Source organism: Alteromonas lipotrueae (assembly GCF_019249215.1).
Lineage (GTDB): Bacteria > Pseudomonadota > Gammaproteobacteria > Enterobacterales > Alteromonadaceae > Alteromonas > Alteromonas lipotrueae.
Genome location: NZ_JAESDI010000005.1, coordinates 134,489 through 153,983 on the forward strand (window position 1 = coordinate 134,489; position 19,495 = coordinate 153,983).

At 42.8% G+C, this 19,495-nt stretch carries 19 protein-coding genes and 1 other RNA gene; 8 read left to right on the plus strand and 12 right to left on the minus strand.

All coding sequences use genetic code 11. The features are described from left to right. The first annotated feature begins 28 nt into the window (after positions 1-28). On the plus strand, positions 29-370 hold the full coding sequence (locus JKP82_RS07005; RefSeq protein WP_159529982.1) for a winged helix-turn-helix transcriptional regulator: 342 nt from the start codon (positions 29-31) through the stop codon (positions 368-370). A gap of 516 nt (positions 371-886) precedes the next feature. Here the strand turns inward: JKP82_RS07005 and JKP82_RS07010 are convergent. Further along, entirely contained in the window at positions 887-1,507 is a 621-nt protein-coding gene (locus JKP82_RS07010; protein ID WP_218396392.1) for an SDR family NAD(P)-dependent oxidoreductase, read from the minus strand. A 210-nt stretch (positions 1,508-1,717) separates the two neighbouring features. Then, positions 1,718-2,467, minus strand: coding sequence for an SDR family NAD(P)-dependent oxidoreductase (locus JKP82_RS07015; protein ID WP_218396394.1), 750 nt, complete (start codon positions 2,465-2,467; stop codon positions 1,718-1,720). 113 nt (positions 2,468-2,580) lie between these two features. On the opposite strand from JKP82_RS07015, the gene JKP82_RS07020 reads away from it, so the two are divergent. The 3 genes from JKP82_RS07020 to JKP82_RS07030 all read left to right on the plus strand — a co-directional run bounded on the left by JKP82_RS07020 (position 2,581) and on the right by JKP82_RS07030 (position 5,173). Continuing rightward, a complete protein-coding gene (locus tag JKP82_RS07020; protein WP_159529988.1) occupies positions 2,581-3,003 on the plus strand; it encodes an Rrf2 family transcriptional regulator in 423 nt (140 codons plus the stop codon). A gap of 142 nt (positions 3,004-3,145) precedes the next feature. Further along, complete coding sequence (locus JKP82_RS07025) at positions 3,146-4,126, plus strand: Gfo/Idh/MocA family protein (protein ID WP_159529990.1); 981 nt, start codon at positions 3,146-3,148, stop codon at positions 4,124-4,126. Between the two features lie 42 nt (positions 4,127-4,168). Further along, positions 4,169-5,173: a 3-keto-disaccharide hydrolase gene (locus JKP82_RS07030; RefSeq protein WP_218396396.1), complete on the plus strand. Its 1,005-nt coding sequence runs from the start codon at positions 4,169-4,171 to the stop codon at positions 5,171-5,173. Positions 5,174-5,673: 500 nt separating this feature from the next. Here the strand turns inward: JKP82_RS07030 and JKP82_RS07035 are convergent, their stop codons facing one another. The 6 genes from JKP82_RS07035 to JKP82_RS07060 form a co-directional block, all read right to left on the minus strand. Continuing rightward, positions 5,674-6,867: an MFS transporter gene (locus tag JKP82_RS07035; protein ID WP_159529992.1), complete on the minus strand. Its 1,194-nt coding sequence runs from the start codon at positions 6,865-6,867 to the stop codon at positions 5,674-5,676. A gap of 483 nt (positions 6,868-7,350) precedes the next feature. Then, positions 7,351-8,079: a TSUP family transporter gene (locus JKP82_RS07040; RefSeq protein WP_159529994.1), complete on the minus strand. Its 729-nt coding sequence runs from the start codon at positions 8,077-8,079 to the stop codon at positions 7,351-7,353. After that, on the minus strand, positions 8,076-8,876 hold the full coding sequence (locus JKP82_RS07045; protein WP_258544355.1) for an SDR family NAD(P)-dependent oxidoreductase: 801 nt from the start codon (positions 8,874-8,876) through the stop codon (positions 8,076-8,078). The genes JKP82_RS07040 and JKP82_RS07045 overlap by 4 nt, the downstream gene beginning before the upstream one ends. Continuing rightward, complete coding sequence (locus tag JKP82_RS07050) at positions 8,873-9,814, minus strand: SDR family oxidoreductase (protein ID WP_218396398.1); 942 nt, start codon at positions 9,812-9,814, stop codon at positions 8,873-8,875. The genes JKP82_RS07045 and JKP82_RS07050 overlap by 4 nt, the downstream gene beginning before the upstream one ends. Then, on the minus strand, positions 9,804-10,718 hold the full coding sequence (locus JKP82_RS07055) for a bile acid:sodium symporter family protein (RefSeq protein WP_218396400.1): 915 nt from the start codon (positions 10,716-10,718) through the stop codon (positions 9,804-9,806). The genes JKP82_RS07050 and JKP82_RS07055 overlap by 11 nt, the downstream gene beginning before the upstream one ends. Then, the gene (locus JKP82_RS07060; RefSeq protein ID WP_159530003.1) at positions 10,719-12,014 is read right to left on the minus strand and encodes a flavin-containing monooxygenase; all 1,296 of its coding nucleotides are present in this window, start codon (positions 12,012-12,014) and stop codon (positions 10,719-10,721) included. It abuts the gene before it with no gap. 143 nt (positions 12,015-12,157) lie between these two features. On the opposite strand from JKP82_RS07060, the gene JKP82_RS07065 reads away from it, so the two are divergent. Continuing rightward, positions 12,158-13,144 carry an AraC family transcriptional regulator gene (locus JKP82_RS07065; RefSeq protein ID WP_159530005.1) on the plus strand — a complete coding sequence of 329 codons (987 nt, stop codon included), beginning with the start codon at positions 12,158-12,160 and terminating at the stop codon, positions 13,142-13,144. A 245-nt stretch (positions 13,145-13,389) separates the two neighbouring features. On the opposite strand, the gene ssrA is transcribed toward JKP82_RS07065, so the two are convergent. Continuing rightward, positions 13,390-13,747: a transfer-messenger RNA gene (gene ssrA / locus JKP82_RS07070) on the minus strand. A gap of 130 nt (positions 13,748-13,877) precedes the next feature. Here ssrA and JKP82_RS07075 point away from each other — a divergent pair. Further along, the gene (locus JKP82_RS07075) at positions 13,878-15,239 is read left to right on the plus strand and encodes an NADH:flavin oxidoreductase/NADH oxidase family protein (RefSeq protein WP_258544356.1); all 1,362 of its coding nucleotides are present in this window, start codon (positions 13,878-13,880) and stop codon (positions 15,237-15,239) included. Positions 15,240-15,265: 26 nt separating this feature from the next. On the opposite strand, the gene smpB is transcribed toward JKP82_RS07075, so the two are convergent. After that, positions 15,266-15,745: an SsrA-binding protein SmpB gene (smpB, locus tag JKP82_RS07080; RefSeq protein ID WP_013783878.1), complete on the minus strand. Its 480-nt coding sequence runs from the start codon at positions 15,743-15,745 to the stop codon at positions 15,266-15,268. A gap of 213 nt (positions 15,746-15,958) precedes the next feature. Between smpB and JKP82_RS07085 the strand changes: the two genes are divergently transcribed. Both JKP82_RS07085 and JKP82_RS07090 read left to right on the plus strand, forming a co-directional pair. Further along, positions 15,959-16,390, plus strand: a complete 432-nt coding sequence (locus JKP82_RS07085) for a type II toxin-antitoxin system RatA family toxin (protein WP_013783879.1) — start codon at positions 15,959-15,961, stop codon at positions 16,388-16,390. Then, complete coding sequence (locus JKP82_RS07090; RefSeq protein WP_218396404.1) at positions 16,387-16,758, plus strand: RnfH family protein; 372 nt, start codon at positions 16,387-16,389, stop codon at positions 16,756-16,758. Before JKP82_RS07085 ends, JKP82_RS07090 begins: the two co-directional genes overlap by 4 nt. Before the next feature lie 154 nt (positions 16,759-16,912). Here the strand turns inward: JKP82_RS07090 and JKP82_RS07095 are convergent, their stop codons facing one another. After that, positions 16,913-17,392, minus strand: a complete 480-nt coding sequence (locus JKP82_RS07095; protein WP_159530033.1) for a MarR family winged helix-turn-helix transcriptional regulator — start codon at positions 17,390-17,392, stop codon at positions 16,913-16,915. Positions 17,393-17,426: 34 nt separating this feature from the next. After that, positions 17,427-19,397, minus strand: a complete 1,971-nt coding sequence (locus JKP82_RS07100) for a BCCT family transporter (RefSeq protein WP_159530035.1) — start codon at positions 19,395-19,397, stop codon at positions 17,427-17,429. Positions 19,398-19,495: the final 98 nt, after the last annotated feature.

Genomic DNA, 19,495 nt, shown 5'->3' on the forward strand with positions numbered 1-19,495 from the left:
GGCGACAGGTAAATAAGGTTTGAATTAAATGAATACAAATTCTCCATTTTTGTGTGGTTTGGATGCCGCGTTGCGACTGATTGGTGGGAAGTGGAAGCCTCTAATACTTTACTTTTTGCAAAAAAGTGCGTGTAGATATGGCGAGCTAAAGCGCTCTGTAAATGGGATTAGCGATAAAGTTTTAATACAACAGTTAAAAGAGTTGGAGGCGAATGGTGTAATCACTAGAACTGATTATAAGGAAATACCGCCACGAGTTGACTACTCATTGACGCCACTAGGAAAAAGTTTGGTAGAAACGTTAAGGCCACTTTGTAAGTGGGGGGAAGACAATGAAGAAACTATAAAGTCAAAGTTAGTTCTTCGCTAAGAGACTCTTATGATATTTATCGGGTTATGTTGTACCCACTTGAGTGCAGCTTTCTATTGTCGGTAATAAACTGTACCCGACAGGCGATAGCCCTGAGCCCTAGGTAGGGAGAAATTACACTCTTTTCATCTCAGTGTTTGCTTGGATGCTACGGGTATTTATTAGAGGTAACGAACACCATACCAAGCAGTATAGCAGCTAGAGAAGTCTGATCGATTCGCAGTAACCGATTTTTGCGTTGTTTCATGCATTTTAAAGCGGAAAAGCGATACGAGTTTGTTCACAATAGACAGCACATTCATGGCGTTTAACCTTCACTTTTTGGGCGAAATATCTGATCACCAAACGTCATGAATGTTCCTCATCTATTTTACCTTATTAATTTCTCGATGTTATTTGAAGGGATACTTCAGGAACAGAACTGGATTTGACTACATAGTCACTTAATTCATAGTAAGTCTATTTAAGTCTCAATATTTAACTCTGTTTTTGAAAATTTGCTGGTTGAAAATTTAATCAAACAACCATTTCACTCTTATTTACCAGATTGCGAACGTTATGAATAAAGTCCGCTTCACCATTTCGATGAAAGTTAGCTCTAGATTTTTTAACGAGACAAAAGTTTTCTTCCGTAGCTAAGTGTACTTTAATATTGTCATTTTTCAGAAGAACGGATAGTGCATGTGTGAAATTATAAATGCCTTTAATTCTAATCATTATACCTATGTCTGTAAGATTATTACCCATCTTGCAAGAAGGTATAATATTTACGATTTCCCCTTTTTTTTGATTACGAAAGTGAGGTAAAAGCGATAAGGACATGATATAGCTTCCAGCAAATTTCGATTCATAAATATCGTTAAGATTTCTAATCCTATCATGTATGAATGAGTCGGTGAGGTTAAAAAACATGTTGTTCACTAGTAAATCTATTGGGGGAGATTTACTTAGAACTCTGTTTATACTCTTTTGATCTGTAACATCTAACGAAAGTAGGGTGAGTCTAGTCGACCGAGGTAACAGACTTTCATCTGGAACCCGCATCGTAGCAACTACTCTCCAATTTTGGTTGAGAAAAAATTGTGCTATATCTCTACCAAATGTTCGATTACACCCTCTAATCAAAACGGTTTTCATTCTGAACCTCTTGTCTTCTAAGACGTCTTTTGACGCTATGATTGAATCCACACAAGTTGTTCTAAAATCGAGCTAGTTTGGAAGAATTGTTATTGAGCTGACTAAAACCAGAAATTCACTATCTGTGGTACGACATTGATTAATCAATATGACCAGCATTACACTTCCCTAAGGCAATGCGCTGCTGGCATCTTTGACTCATTAAACTGATTAGGCAGTCCAACCCCCGTTGATATCAAGGACAGCACCAGTGATATTGTTTGCATTAGGGCCAGACAAAAAACTAACTGCCGCAGCAACATCTTCAATTTCAACAGCCTCTGGAATAGCTTTCATGTTCAGAAGGAAGTCCGGCACATCCTCTATTCCCGCTTGCATATCAGTCAGCATGATCCCTGGTTGAATAACGTTTACAGTGATTTTTCTTGCACCGAGATCTCTGGCTGCTCCTTTTGAATAACCGACGATAGCTGCTTTTGTAGCTGCATATTCTGTTACACCGGGTACACCTATATGGGTAGCTAACCCAGTACCAATAGAAATTATGCGGCCGCCATTGTTCATTACTTTCGACGCAGCTCGAATTGTAGAAATAACACCTAAGACATTAACTTGCCACATGCGATCCCAGGCTTGAGTGTCAGCGTTCGGGTCATCAATTTTGCTGCCTTGATTAGCCAGTGCTGCGTTGTTTACGAGAATGTCCAGACTGCCGAATTCTTTGACAACTTGCTCAACGAGAGGGGCAGAAGCGGTTATGTCTCCCTGATCACTCTGAATAGCCAGACCACGTTGACCAAGGGCCTCAATTTTACTGACTACATCTTTTGCTTTTTGAGCAGATTGACTGTAAGTGATTACGACATCTGCTCCAGCTTCTGCTAGCTCTAATGCAATAGCAACGCCTAGGCCTCTAGAGCCACCTGTAACTAATGCAACTTTTCCAGTTAGATTCTTCATTTTTTCACCCTTAATGTTAGTTTAGGAATAGCATTTAAAATTAGAATAGTACTATTTTTGTTTAAATGCTATTCTTAAATTAACAATTATATGAAATATGGTTATAGTGCGATATGGTTGACTACAGATTCTCAACTTCGCTTCACATTATGTTGGCGTTGGCTTACATGTTTCGACGAGACTCGGAGAGGCTAGTGTCATCCAGTGAACTGGCTAGTAGCACTAAGAGCAACCCTACACTAATTCGCCAGTTACTGGTTCCTTTGAATGAAGCTGGCTTGATTAAGACTTACAGAGGTAAGAAGGGTGGCGTTGCTCTTGCGAAAGATGCAAAAGAAGTATCGTTGAAACAAATATATGAGGCGTCTTTCAATTCAAAGCTCATGTCAAGTAGAGGTGTTGGAAACGAAAACTGCCCAGTAGGCTCTAACATTCATTGTGTATTCGACCATGTCATGGGGCAAATGGAAGACGTTTTGATGAGCCACTTGAATGATAAAAATTTAGCGGAATTATTAGAAACGTTCATCAAATAAGTACGTTTAGTCTGGACTTCATTGTTTTTGAATTCTTGCAAGCTTGAAAGCATAAAATCAATTGCTACCGGATTCATTAAAGAGACATTTGAGGATTTTGAATCGACCAGACATATTATTGAAATAGGTTAGGGATAAATACATGGCTGCTAAAAAAGAAAAAGTAATAAAGTGGGGAGTGGTTACTGCTGGTCGGATCACACATACATTTGCTCGTGATATTAAACATTGTGTAAACACCGAGATAGCCGCTGTCGCAAGCCGAGATGATGAGAAAGCACGTCGGTTTCAATTGGAGCACTCAGTAGAAACCACTTATGACAACTACCAAGCTTTATTCAATGACGAGAACGTTGATGCAGTATATATAGGTTCTCCTCATACTTTTCATTTCGAGCATGCTGTTGCGGCAATGCGTGCAGGTAAACACATCCTCTGTGAAAAACCCATTACAACCAGTGAAAGCAAGTTATTAGAGCTAATGAGTGTTGCCACAGAAGAAAAAGTATTCTTGATGGAAGCCATGTGGACATGGTTTCTTCCTGCAATAAAAAAAGCGAGAGATTGGTACAGAAGCGGAAAAATAGGCGAATTGATTCATCTAAAGTGTGATTTTGGCTACCACGTTCCCTACTGTGAATCAGGCAGAGAATATGATCCAAAACTCGCTGGGGGCTGCTTGTTCGATATGGGAATCTACCCAATCGCTTTCAATAGACTATTCAATGCATCTGCTCCAAAAGAAATGCAAGGAAATATACACAGGGCACCTAATGGGGTAGATGACGATGTGATTTGGCAACTTAAATACGAGAATAGCATTTCAAGCTTGCACACGTCTTTCAGAGCACGTCTACCCAATAGCGGCCATTTAATTGGAACCGAAGGTACAATTTGCATCCCTGACTTTTTTCGTAGCATAGAGTGCTCTTTGATGAGAGACGATAAGATAGAGGAAAGGTTTCAAGATAATCGCAAAGGAAGCGGCTTTGAATTTCAAATTGACCACGCTTGTAAACGCATCAGACAGGGCGAAACACAATCTGATGTTGTAACTTGGAAAGACTCACTTAATTTCCTTAAAGACATAGAAACTATTCGTCAAAAAGCTATTTCTAGCTGACAATATTTTATCTGTATTGGGGGACTGGGGAATTGAATTCGCGTGAGACCACCAAGCGAAATCATACGTGCAAACAAAAAGTATAGTAGTGAAGTATTTAAATTTTCTTCTTCCTTAATTTGCTTGATCAATTTCATGGGGACTATTATTAATTTGGGGTATCTAATGCTAAAAATAGCGACAATCTTAATTTTTTCTCTTTATTCAGCGTTGGCATTGTCAAATAATACTCAAGAGTTGAATTGGAAATCATTACTTGATCCGGAATTAAGCGATTGGGAGGCTTTCCTTAGTTATAAACACCAAATTAACTATAACGGAGCAATACCAAAAGATCACAATGGCAATAATTTAGAGCCGATTGGTCTATTGGACTCGCCAAATGACCACGGAATATATGTTGTATTAGAAGGAGATACTCCGATACTAAAGGTAAGTGGGGAGATTTATGGGGGGTTGACGACAAAAAAGTCCTATAGAAATTACCAGTTTCGCTTGAAGTATAAATGGGGAAGGAAAGTCTACCCTCCTAGAGAAAAACTACTCAAAGACAGCGGTATCCTCTATCATGCAATTGGGGAGCACGGCAAGGATTACTGGCGAACTTGGAAGGTTTCTCAGGAGTTCCAAATTATGCTAGGGCATGTAGGTGATTACTGGAATCAGGGAAATTCAGCAATTGATGTTCGCGCATACATTCCAGAACACATAATGAATCCAATAGCAGATGAGTCTCAACAATTTATATCAGTTGGTTCAGGGCAAGATATCTCTGGTTTTGTTTTGCGCAAAGAGAATTTTGAGGAACCTGAGGGTGAATGGAATGAAATTGAATTGGTTTGTTTTGAAGGAAAAAGTTTACACATAGTCAACGGAAAAGTGGTAATGGTACTGAAAAATTCTCGTACAGTTGATGATCGAGGAATGATCACTCCTTTACGAGAGGGACAAATTCAATTGCAGAGCGAGGCTGCTGAAATATTTTACAAAGATATTTTTGTTCGAAAAATAAATGAATTACCTGCAAAATATAGACACCTATTTTAAATATTAGCCGAACATGATTTATTTTTTATAGGAAAACTCATTTTGGAACGACTTGTTCAGCTTTAATTGCACCGGACACTTGAAACGACCTGACTTCTTTGACCGCGCCTGAACTACTACGGCCTCTATCGCAGACATATCGTCCGGAACAGCGATGTTATGTTTAAGTAACTTTGCTTGTATAGACACTGGGCTTGCGCATTGCTTATGCTTGCGGAATCACGCTAGCATATAACACCAGCGTTGACTTGGCTGATGCGACTTTTTTGTTTTTTACAGATCTTTATTTTTAAGATTTTGATTGGATTGTTAAAAATAACTTTTAGTTCAACTCAATTTAAGGTTGTAAAAATGAATCTAGCTGAAAATAAAAAAACTTTGGGGTGAGGATATGTTGATTTGTAGATTATGGACTTTGTGTACTACAAAGTTGATAGAAGCATAGTAGAAGTGGTAGCAGAGTACATTAATAAAACAAGTGTACTCTGCTACCTTTATTTTTAGCTAGTGGCAAGGGCAGGATTGCGATTACGCAGCTGTAGATAACTAAGCGCCCACAATATAAAACCTCCGAAGAACAACATAGCCGATCCGTAGCCTGTTTCATTGAAACTAGCACCCGATGCCAACAGTGCGCCGCCTAACATTGGGCCAATTGCATTTGCCGTATTAAATGCGCACTGCACCAGAGCACCTATCATTGCGTGCCCAGTGGGTGAAATATCTAACAACATAGACTGAATAACGGCGGCTAAGCCTACACTGGCGCCAAGTAGAAATACAGTAAGGTAAAGCCACCAAATATTACTCGCCGCAAACACATATATAACAGACACACCAATACTGCATAGCAACGCAATACCTGTGGTGCGAAGAGGAGATTTATCAGCGAGTTTACTAATAAACCAATTACCGATGGTGGTACCAATACCGAACATCATCATGGCAACCGAAATGGTTACCTCCGGAGATTTAGTCACGTTTATTATGGTATCGGCAAGGTAGGTATAAATACAAAAAACGCCACCAAAGCCTACAAATATGATGCCCGAAATAGACCAGACGAGTTTGTTCTTAAGCACGCCAAACTCTTCTCGTAAGTTCGTTGGCGTGGTGACTGGGCTGCTAGGCACGAACATATAAATAAGTGCAATGGTAACGAGTGCAAGGGCTGCGACTAGCGCCATACACACTCTCCAACTCATATTTTGCCCTATCAAGGTTGCCATAGGCACACCGACAATAGTGGCGATAGTTAAACCAGCAAACACCATCGACATATAGCTGGCCCGTTTACCAGCTGGTGCCATATTAGCGGCAATTAATAGTGCGGTTCCAAAATAAGCGCCGTGGGGTAACCCAGACAATACGCGATAAAACACCAGCTCTGGCAAGCTAGAGGCGATAGCACTTAAGCCATTAGCCACACACATCATTGCCGCAAAGATAATAAGGGAAGTGCGTCTATTCGTCTTGTTGGTAAGTAACATAAACGACGGCGCACCTATGACTACACCAATGGCATAGCCGCTTATTACATTACCGGCCATTGATGGCGTGACAGCGAAAGATTCGGCGATGAGAGGCAACATCGACATAGATGAAAACTCTGTCAGCCCTAAAACAAATGTGCCCAGAGCCATAACGAAAATAGGCCAAATCACGGCGCTTTGGTTTGAAGGTGATGCAGACATAAATACCTTAAAATTTGATGGTGAGGAATAATGTATGCCTCATCAATCACAAATACGTTGTAAGAACTTGTGCAATAGAAAGCAGTTAACGTATTTACGTTAACGTTCGATACAGCAACTTGGTGTAGTAGGAATATTTTGAATCAAAGTGAGCCTAGTGAACAAAACATATTCAGGCAGCAACATTGAATAGTGGCTTTTTATTATGCAGCGATTATACGCTACTAACGCATCATATTTCTATCGCTAGCGCCACAGAAAGTCTAGATTTATCGCTCAAATGATTGTTTCACTTTATGTTTGCCCATTAAATGCAAAAAGCCCCTACATTGGGGCTTAATAAACTAAACAAGATAAGCAGGTTTATGTTGTTAGTTATACGTTTTATGACTGTCTTAGCTATACTACAAATCAGTATCTGCTTGATAGAAAGCGCAGCTGCGTTGCTCTGAAAGGCAGTGATAGGTTTCAAAGAGTTAAACGTTAAAGAAATTGACTGAGAGTTTTAACTAACAGGAGTACTCCCACTAACAATAACATCACGAAAACCAACCGAGAAAAGAACGCCTGACTCACTTTTTTGTGCCAAGCATTACCCAAAAATGCACCTGCTATAACACAAGGCACCAACCACATGATGGATTTCGTCTGTGATGCTAGTCCTTCAAACAACAAAAACCACACACAAAGGCCAGTATTCAAAGTGAGCCACACACTTAATAGGGTGGCGCGAAATCTTTCTTTGGCCATTGGTGTTCTTGCACAGGCGTACACCAGAAGCGGGCCACCTGATGCAAACAAGCCATGGGTAATACCGGCAGAGAATATTAACGACCTGCGGGCAAGATGGTTGTGGGCGGGGGCGTTTAGTTGGGCAAGCGAGCGAATAGCAAACCAACAAATTATTAAAGCGAAAAGCCCTTTGCTGTATTCAGCGGGTATGTAATCTATTACAAGCAACCCGGTTAAAGTACCTGTTCCCATAAATGGTAAAATTTGTTTAAACAGGAGGTCATGATCAATATGATGTCGATGTTGGTATACCAGTGGGCCTGTCATCATTATGTTTAAGGGTACCAACCATTGCATCAATTGGGTGATATCCATCACTAAGGCACCAATTGATAAGGCGATAACGATGCTGCCAAACCCTGTCATAGCTTCCACAGCAAAGGCAATAAATACACCAATAGCGACGATAACAAAGCTCATTGTGGTGAACTCAATTCACGACTTAAGCGGCGGCGCATAAGGTACAAGTAAACGTTAGGCGTTAAGCGATAAAGCAAAGCGGAAACACGGGTAAACCAGTCTGGCATTAACCGCTGTTGACCTTTATTCATAGCTGAAATAATTTGTGATGCCATGTCTTTGCTACTGCCCATGGCCCCAACCATAGTTCTCTTATGCGTCGCTTTGCTACCAAGCCCGTTTAAAGCGTTGTGTTCAATGGGCGTATCTAAAAAACTAGGGTACACCATAAGAATGTGCTTTCCATTACCTTGCCACTCAGCACGTAGGGTTTCAAAGTACTGGTGAAGGGCTGCTTTAGAGGCACAATATCCAGCGCGTCCCAACACCGGCATCCAACCCGCCATAGAGCTGATATTCACTATGTTGGCGTCTCGGCTTAAATGGGGCGTAAGCATCTGGGTAAGCTGAACAGGCGCAAAATAATTTACACGCATTACTTTTTCTATAACAGATGTCTGGGTAAGTGATGCGAGCGAACGATGGGTAATACCCGCGTTATTTATTAGCACGCTAAGGGTAATGTGTTGTTGTGCAATTGACTCGGCCAACGCGACGATAGCAGCTGGATCGGCTAGGTCACAAACGAAATGATGATGGCATTGAAGCGACTTGGCTACGCGAGTCAGAGCATCAATTTGCAAGTCTACCAGAACTAGTTGGTAGTCCGTTGCCAGTTGTTTAGCTAAATCTAAACCTAACCCTGACGCTGCACCGGTTACTAGCGCCCATGGTCGCATTGGTGTGCTTAGCTTCATTTATCGTTCCTTACGTGGGGATTATGCGCAACATAGTAATCAAACACTTCCCGTGATGTTTTTTTCGGCACGTAACCAAAACCTGTCTTTAGTGCATTATTGTCCAATACCGGGCGATAGCGTAAAAAGTCAACTTGCTCGGCACTATATTGGGTAAGACGTAGAGCGTGGCCGACTCTAAGTAGAGCAGCAACAACTGTTGCCGGTAGTTGTACAAGAGGTTTGTTGAGGACTTGGGCAATTTCAGACATCGGCATAGCGCCATCGCCGGCTAAATTGAACTGTCCGGTAAGGCTTTCCGTTACCCCGTTCGTAATAATATTCACCACATCTTCGTCCCATATAAAGACAAAAGGCGAGGGCGACCCTTTAATTCCAAGTATTTTTGATTTAGTAAACAAATGAGTAATTTGATTATTGGTATGCTTCCCTAGTATCGTACCGGGGCGCAGAACCAGTTGTTTGAGCGCAGGGTGTGCGACTCGAAATTCTGCCAACATCTCTTCAATTAAACGCTTGTGCTGACTGTAGGCAAAATGGTCATTACCGCGCAGAGGCTCTTGCTCATTCAGCCAGTCAGGGTTGTCGGCGTGATAGCCGTAAGCGGCGCCACTGCTAGACACCGTAATATGCTTCACCTGATTATTAATGCAACTTGCTAGTACGTTAGCCGTACCATTTACATCAATATCATAATCTTTTACGCGATCGTCACTCGCTTGCATCACACTGGCTAAATGGACGACATGAGTAATGTTGTGTTGAGCGATGATATCGCTTAGATGTGGATCTCTGATGTCCAACTCATGATAAGGGTAGGCTTGTTTTGAAGATGGTCGTATATCTACGCCCACCGTGTTGTGGTTGCTAGCAAGTGCGCTAATGAGACGTTGACCTATATAGCCTTCGCTGCCAGTAATTAAAATATTAAGAGCCATAGAAATACTTCTTTTCAGACGTGTCTTGAAGGGCTTTTTTTCTATCCGTTAATTGCCAAAAGGTGCTTAGGCTCAAGCCGGAGATAAGGTGCCAGATACCCCAGGTAGCGGCAATAACCGCCATGGCCTCTAAGTCAGCGAAAAAGGTGAAAATGATGCCCAGACCCAAGCCGGAATTTTGTAAGCCGACCTCTAGGGTGATAGCTCGGGTATCAGCAGGGGGCAAATGCAATATACGAGCTGCAGACCAACCGATGAAAAGAGCAAGCGCATTGTGTGCTACTACGGCAAGCAAAAAGAGGCTAGCACCGGCGATAAACTTGTCCCAATTCATGAAAAGCGCAATCGCCACAAACCCAAATAAAGTCAACAAAGAAACAAACCGAAAAAATGGCTCGCTTTTTCTTGCAAATAACGGCCAAATTCGGGCGCAGGTTATGCCAAGTGCTAATGGAAAGGCTAAAACAAAGGCAATCGCCGACAGCATATCAGTGGTTGATACCGAGATACTATTTAGCAAGTGTTGTGTACGCGGGTTCAGAGCCGCGTAAAACATGAAGTTTAGTGGTGTGAGTACACAGGCAAGTAAGCTAGCCACACCGGTCATACTGACCGACATTGCGGTATTTCCATTTGACAAATAGGTCATTAAATTTGAAAAGCTGCCACCAGGACAGCAACTTACCAGAAGTAGGCCTAACGCTATTTCGCTTGGCATAGGAAGTAACCAAGTGAGCAGGCATGTTAAAGCAGGCAATAAAGCAAATTGTGCAGTCATTCCCACCACCGGTCCTACAGGCTGTCTTGCAATTCGGCGGAAATCATCGGTTGTGAGGCTTAATGCAATGCCAAACATCATCATGGCTAGTACAGAATTTAAAGCAAAGAGGCTAGTTGACGACATTTAGACTCCCTGTCCCAACTGTTGCATTTCGCTTGATAACGCCGCCAAATAATCAGCCTTATGCACGTAGTACGCCATGCGCTCTAGCGGTAAATACCGCATACCGCCGTCTACTCGCTGGCTTGCTTGTAGCTTCACTTTATCAAAAAATGTCTCTGCAGCATGATTTTGATTTCGTTGTAAATCTATGACATTGGCCACCAATTTGGCTTGTTCATCGCGCCCCTGCCAGCCTAATCCGGCCGCTTCTACCATACCCATGACGTATAAATTGGGGTGTAGAGGGTTAAACACATTTAAATAGAGTTGCGGCGCATCGCCTACCCAATTGAGATACTGTTTATCAATAAAGGGGTAATTCAGCTTATAGCCGGTCGCCTGTAAAATAAGGTCGTATTGTGCATAACTACCATCAGTAAAATACGCTCCATTTTCGCTTAAGCGCTCGACATTAGGACGAACTGTGATGTCACCATGGCCAATATGATGTAAAAATAACGAGTTAACCACAGGGTGTGATTCATACATTTTATAGTCGGGATCTGGCAGCCCGAAATGGCTAGGTTTACCTGAAATTAAGCGCACTAAGGTGCCATCTACACGTTGCTTTAACCAGTTGGGTAAGCGAATTTTTCCGCCTAATGTGTCGGTGGGCATGCCGGCGACAAACTTAGGTAAAAAGTAATAGCCTCGGCGTACTGCCATGTCGACATGTTTCGCCCTATGAACTGCGTCCACCGCTATATCACAGCCGCTGTTCCCACAACCTACGATCAGCACGCGTTTATTAGCAAAACTATCCGCATTTTTATAGTGAGCACTGTGTATTTGCTCACCCTCAAAGTTGCCGGGAAAGTCTATGATATTCGGGTGATGCAACGTACCGTTGGCAAGTAAAACACCTGCGGCAATGATATGGTGTAGCGCATCATTTTGCCGATAACTAACTCGCCACTGACCATTGAGCGGCTCCACCGACTCTACCCAACAGTTAAATTGGAAATGACGATAAAGATCAAAATGCGTCGCATACGCCTGAAAGTAGTCTTTTAGCTGGTCATGCTTTGGGTAGGTGGCCACATCATCACGCATAGGAAAGTCGTCAAATTCTGTCATTCGTTTTGACGAAATAAGATGCGCAGATTGATACATAGTGCTGGTGGGGCTATCGATGTCCCACAACCCACCCACATCACTGTGCGCTTCCAACCCCAGCACATCAATGCCTTTTTCAACTAATCGGCGCACTGTACATAGGCCCATTGGCCCGGCTCCAATAACCACATAAGGATTCATGATGAATGTCTCTGTTAACTACATGACAATAAGGTTAACAGGATGTTGATTTGGTTGCCTTGCTAACACAGGACAATTAACTAGTTAATTTGGGACAGCTTGAGTATGCTATTTATAAAATAGTTTGGAAACTCGGGCAGATAATGGCAGCTAGTGTTACTCAAAGCTTTACGCAAGCAATTCTTAACCAATTGGCACAATTGGGTATTCGTATGGAAGGCAAGCTTCTGGCTAATATTCAACAGCACGAAGGTGAAGAGCGCTTGCCTTTGATGCTTCAGGATAAACTGTGGTTAGAGGTCGAACGACACGGTAGCAAAGGCATTGGCATGCACATTGGTTTAGCCATGCAACCACAAAACTTCGACACCTTGGGCTTTTTGTTGTTAAGCAGTCCCTCACTAAGTGTGGCTGTAGACAGCCTTATTAGTTACTCACCGTTAATTGGAGAAGGAGGCCAATTTGCCAAGTCTCGTGACAAGCTGGGGTGGGGCGTGCGCTACGAACCTAAGTTTACTGCTGCAGTAGATGTTCGTATAGAAGCAATCATGGCGGGTATTGCCACAGGTGCCAGATGGGTAGCAGGTAAAAATATCACACCAGTAGCGGTTTGTTTTAAACACGACCAGCAGGCACCAACAGCATTGTATAATGAGGTTTTTGGTGAAGCGGAAGTCAGTTTTAATCAATCTCAAAACGCCATTATATACAGCGATAATGATTGGCACTTTAAGCAACGAGAAGTGAACCCCGCTATTCAAGCGCAAATGCTGGAACTGGCAAGTCAGCAACTTAATCAACTGACTGCACACTCTTTCTTAGAAAAGGTAGAAGCTCTGTTGCTCAATCAGCCCTGGCTAACTCGTAGCCAAATAGCGGCTAGCTTAGCGGTGAGTGAAAGAACGCTTTTACGTAGGCTTCAAGAGACTGAAACCAATTACTTAACTATGGCGCAGGCCATACGCAAGCAACATGCGCTAAGTCAAATACAAAGGCCAGACGTGACACAGGAAAGCCTTGCTCGATACTTAGGATACAACGATGCCAGCGCCTTTGCGAAAGCATTTAAAAGATGGACTGGGTTAGGTTTTCGAGCCTATCGAGAGCAGGTAAACAAGGCAGAGCTTTAAATAAGACAGACATATTTAAAATTAGAAAAGTTGCATGCGGCTTTGCTTGTGGTTATTAGTAAATGTAAACCTATCTGATTGGATGATTGGTAGTAGGTTGCCTTTGTACATAGTGTACCCAATCGTGTACCTAAAGATCAAAGAAGCTAAGGGAAGCTATTGAACGTTAAAATATGCTAACTTATTGATTTTACGTTGGTACGGACACAAAAAAAGACGCCCTAGGACGTCTTTAAATGTAGAATTGGTGGAGCTGGCGGGATTTGAACCCGCGTCCAGAAAATGTCTACCTTTGGTACTACATGCTTAGTTTGTCTTTTCTTTAACTACTTTAGACCCCGACAAACAGGGTTCTTGGTAGCTGTCCCGATACTATTTCGCGGTTCAACCTCAGGAGAGTTTCCCTCGCTAGTTTGCTTGGATGACCTTCCGAATCCACGCTAGCAAACAAAGCTGTGGTGGAAGGGCCTATACCGGTTATTAAGCGGCTAGTGCGTAGTTTTCGTCGTTTGCGACTATTTGTATGCGGCTTTTTTAAGAGGCCAGCCGCACCTCTGCATGCACCTCCGGCTTCCAAGATCCTGTCGAATCCTAATCAGCCCCGAGTGTGAAAGCGAAGTATAACATAACTTGCTTGCGGTTAAATGATTTCTTTATATTTTGCTTTCAAAAGATGCATTTATCGTCAATAACCATTAAAGTGTACCGGCTTAAAATTACAATTGATGTGCCAATGCCTTCAGACTCAATAATATATACGCCTTATACCTTACCTTGCGGGGTAGTGGTACGTAATCGCCTTGTAAAAGCGGCGATGGAAGAGAACATGTCGAGTGCGGGCTGTCTTCCTGGTAGTGCGCTGTATACGCTTTACCGGTACTGGGCGCATGGAAACTTGGGCATGGTTATTACGGGCAACGTGATGGTCGATCGCGAGTCGATGACAGGCCCGGGCGGTGTTGTGCTAGATAAAAACTCCCCCTTAGAACCGTTCGAGCGCTGGGCTAAAATTATTAAGTCAAATGGCGCGCTGGCGGTGATGCAAATTAATCACCCTGGTCGTCAGGTATTTAAGGCTATGCAAGGCAAAGCCATCGCGCCCTCGGCTGTACCTCTTAAGATGGGTAAACACTCAAAACTGTTTGCCGTTCCAAAAGAAATGACCTGCCAAGACATTCACGATGTGTGCAAACGCTTTGTCGAAACCGCAGTGCAAGCGCAAAAAGCGGGTTTTGATGGCGTTGAAATTCACGCGGCCCATGGTTATCTACTCACCCAATTTTTATCGCCACTAACCAATCAGCGACAAGACGAGTGGGGCGGTTCTATTATCAATCGTGCGCGTTTACTGATTAATATTGTTAGCCAAATTCGCGCGGTATGCCCAAGTGGCTTTATTGTTATGGTGAAACTTAATTCTGCTGATTTTCAGCGCAATGGGTTTAGTTTTGATGATGCCTGTGAAGTAGTACGCCGTTTAGAAGCATTAGGTGTTGATGTAGTGGAATTGTCAGGCGGTAGTTATGAAGCGCCGGCCATGCAAGGGCAAACTCGAGACGATACCACGCTTGCACGTGAAGCTTACTTCTTAGAATTTGCGCACACCCTTGAAACTAAAACCGATATTCCGTTAATGACAACGGGGGGGATCAAGCGGGCTGAGGTTGCTGAAGAAGTGATTCAGCAAGGTTGTTCACTGGTGGGTTTAGCCAGTGCGTTGGCCATTACCCCTGATTTAGCCAAGAAATGGCAGCAAGAATGGCGTTATTCTGGTGTTATTCCACACTGTACGTGGAAAGATAAATCGTTAGCAAGTTTAGCAAACATGGCAATGGTTCGCCGTCAGCTAAGGCGTTTAGGTAATAATTTAACAACCTTGCGTTCGCCATCGCCATTGTGGAGCTTAGTGCTTGATATGTTGCACCGCAAGTCTATGACTAAGCGTGATGTTATTGCTAAAAATGGTAGTGTCCAGCTTGCTAGCCAAGAAAATAGCAGTGGCAAAAACGTTAGCGCTGATAATACGAGTAAAGTAAGTGCTAGTTCAGTTAGTGCAAGTACAAGTGATATTAAGGCGCATCAGCCCAATAAATAATGAGCAGCTAAAAGTAAAACACAGCGTTAAACGCTGTGTTTCATCATTCTTTCTTTCTGACGTTGCCAGTCTTGATCTTTCAATGAGTCTCGTTTGTCTCGTTCATGCTTACCTTTGGCAAGATTGATTTCTAACTTAACCCAGCATTTCTTCCAATACATGGCGGTGGCTACAATAGAGTAACCTTGTCGGTCTCTTGCACCCATAAGTCGGTCTAGTTCGCGCTTTTTCAATAACAATTTACGCGCACGTTCAGGTTCACACACAACGTGAGTAGAGGCTTGGTTTAACGGGCTTATGCGACAACCTACTAAATAAGCTTCGGCATTTTGAATAATCACATAGCAATCGGAAATGTTAACTTTACCTGAGCGAATACTTTTAATTTCCCAGCCTTGAAGCTGAATACCTGCTTCAAATTTGTCCTCTAGGAAATAGTCGTGGCGCGCTTTTTTGTTTTGCGCGATGGTACCTGTGGTGTTTTTGTTGGCTTTATTCTTTTTCATGCTCGCTATTATACTGATTGTCGTAAGAATGTCTGTATACCTATAGCAATATTTATTAGTTCATTTACTAATATTTTTTAGTGCAAAAAGGTATTGTGGCCTTACATAACGATGTGGGGGCGAAACGGAAAAAGCGAAGATGAGAGAAGGGTTTTTTCTGTGGTATTTTTTCTATGATATAATGCGCCTTTCGGTATTTATATAGTGAAGTACATGGCGAGTATACAACGCAGTGCATTGGTAGCACACAGCGCCCAGGCTATGTTCGACTTGGTAAACGATGTTGCGGCTTACCCGCAGTTCTTACCAGGTTGTCGAGACAGCAAGGTTTTAGAAGCATCTGGTGAAAACATGAAAGCCTCATTGTTAGTGGCAAAAGCAGGCATTAAGCAGTGGTTCACTACCCATAACGAACTTGAACCAGGTAAGCGTATAGATATGCAGCTTGTCGATGGTCCGTTTCGCTATTTAACCGGCGGTTGGACGTTTTCAGCGTTATCTGACGAAGCCTGTAAAATAGAGTTAAACCTTGAGTTTGAATTTACCAATAAGTTAGTAGAAATGGCGTTTGGCAAAATCTTCAACAATTTGGCGGCCAATATGGTTGTAGCGTTCACCGAACGTGCTAGGAGTGTTTACGCGTGAGTGAAGGCTTAATGCATATTGAAGTGGCCTATGCACTTCCTACTAAGCAATCTTTGGTTGATGTGTCGATAAAGGAAGGCGCAACAGTGGAAGAGGTAATCCATGCTTCGAACCTGTTAAATGAATACCCAGATATTGATTTATCGAGCACCAAAGTCGGCATTTGGAGCCGCGTGGTTAAATTGCGCGATACTGTTAAGGATGGCGACAGAATAGAAATTTACCGCCCACTTATTGCCGACCCTAAAGAAATTAGAAAACGCCGCGCTGAAAAAGCCAAAGAAGAAGGCCGCGCCGATAAAGTGACTGGCGGCAGGGTTAACCCTTTGAAGGCCACTGATAGACAAACTGGCAAGCAAACTGATTGAAGCTTTGGTTAAGCCCGTTAAATAGAGATTTTCTACCCGTAGAAATAAGTTTTTATGAGTACAAATAAAAACAGCCAGCATATGCTGGCTGTTTTGTTTCAGTTTATCGTAAGCACTGCCCGAGCTAATTAACTCAAACAATCTGCACTAAGCGCTAGTTAAGTTTTTCTGAAATACTACCAAGCTCAAGAAACGGTGATGCGTCAATATCTTCTGCATCCATCATGCTCGCAATTCGCTGAACAGTAGCAACCATTTGGCTTTGCTCCCATTCTTTTAGCTGCGAAAAACGCTCCACGAAGTGTTCTTGAAGTGGGCGAGGCGCGTTCACAACTGCTACCTTTCCTTTCTCAGTAAGGAATACGCCAACTTTGCGCTTATCCTGTGTACTTCGAATACGGGTTGCTAAATCTCTGCCTTCAAGGCGATCAAGAATATTAGTAATGGTCGCAGGGCTCAGGTTTATGTTCTCAGCAATTTCTCGCACCATAATACCTGGCTTCTCTTGAATATTTTGCATTACCAATAATTGTGGGCCTGTTAGCCCAACATGCTTACTCAACTGCTTGCTGCGTAAATCGACGGCGCGGATCACGCGCCGTAGAGCAACCAACAATTCTTCTTCTTTTCGCATTTTATTCCTAATAAATCTGCAACCCTAACCCAAACTACTTAAGCAAATGGATAAAGTGTTGATGCTTTTGAAATTGATCAATAACGTCATTAATGACTGAGATCTTAGACCATCCCATAATGTCGTAGTTTTGACCACCTTCACTTAAGTGAACTTCTGCGCGATAGTACGTGGGCTTTTCGCCTTCGTCTACCTCTGGCATGTCACTCGGGCCAAATTCTGGCTGATGAGTAACCGAAGGGTACACTGCGTATACAAAATCAGGATCGCTTCCCATAGTGACGGTTAACATCAACGCCTCTTCGGTTTCATCAATCACAATTTCAAATTGCTGTGTTTCGAACTCTTTCCCAACTTCTGTCATGGCGGGTTTCACAATTTTCTGTAAATAGCGCCTAACTACGGCTTCATCGGGAAAGGTTACTATGTTCTCTAACCTATCTTTCCAGTTTTTATCACCGTCATTATGCTGCGGCGTTCCGGCAAGCACTTGTAAGCTTTCACGCTTATAGGCTTCTACCCGTAGCGCCTTCAACAGCCCCACTATCGCTATGAGTAACACTATTGCGAAGGGCAGTGCCGATGCAATTGTCATGGTTTGAAGTGCCCCCAAACCACCCGCATAGAGCAGAACCGCACTTACCACACCTACACCAACAGCCCAGTAAATTCGCTGCCACAGTGGCGTGTCGTTTCTACCATGCGAACATAGCATGTCTACTACCATTGCCCCAGAATCGCACGATGTTACAAAGAACACGATTACCATTATTACGGCAATAAAGCTTAATACCGACGAGAACGGGAATTGCTCTAAGAACACGAATAGCGCGACAGCACTATCCTCGTTGACCATGGTGGCTAATATATCCTTACCATGCACGAGTACTTGGTCGATAGCACCATTACCAAATACAGTCATCCAGAAAAGCGTAAAGGCAGATGGGATAAGTAACACACCTAAGATAAATTCACGAATAGTACGACCGTATGAAATACGCGCAATGAACAAGCCTACGAAAGGTGCCCAGGCTAACCACCAGCCCCAATAGAAGATGGTCCAGCCACCAATCCAATCAGTTTTGTCATAGGCAAATAAATTGAAGGTGTTTCTAACTAAGTCAGATAAGTACGCCCCCGTATTTTGCATATAGGCTTGTAGTAAAAATACTGTTGGGCCTAATACTAGAACGATAAGAAGCAGTAAAATGGCTAAAACCATGTTGGTCTCAGATAGAATACGAATACCTTTATCTAGTCCTGTTGCTACAGAGATGACGGCTAAGCCGATAACCGCTGCCATAATTATTATTTGAACAGTGGTATTTGAAGGTAAGCCGAATAAGTAATTAAAGCCCGCATTAACTTGAGATGCGCCTAACCCTAGTGATGTTGAAACACCAAACACGGTAGAGGTAACGGCAAAAATATCGACAACATGGCCTGGCCATCCGTAAATTCTGTCACCGATTAACGGGTATAGGGCAGAACGTAAGGTTAGCGGTAAATTCTGTCGGTATGCAAAGTAGGCCAATATCAGCGCCACCACAGCATAAATTGCCCAAGCATGCACACCCCAATGGAAAAAGGTCGTTTTCATTGCTTCGCGCACAGCATCAATACTTTCAGCTTGCGCCGTCGGTGGTGCTAAAAAGTGCATCAGGGGCTCGGCGACACCAAAAAACATAAGTCCTATACCCATACCGGCAGCGAATAGCATAGATAGCCACGTAGTGAACTTGAATTCTGGTAATGCGTGGTCGGGGCCCAGCTTAATTTCACCATAGCGAGACATGCCCAGATAAACTACAAATAACAATACAATTGCTACCGTAAGTACATAAAACCAGCTGCCATTAGTCACAATGACTGATTGTATAGTTTTGAAAAGTGAATCTGCAGTTTCAGGCAAAGCTGCCGCAAAAATGAGCAGGCAGGCAATAATTATGGAAGATGTGTAAAACACGGGTTTGTTTAAAGGTGATGTGTTCTCAGTTTCGCTCACGCTAATACTCGTCCTTTCTCTTTTCTGTCGACTTAGAGTTATTACGCAGAAATATACAGTATGGAACAACTTTTATAAACTTTGATTGTAATTATTAG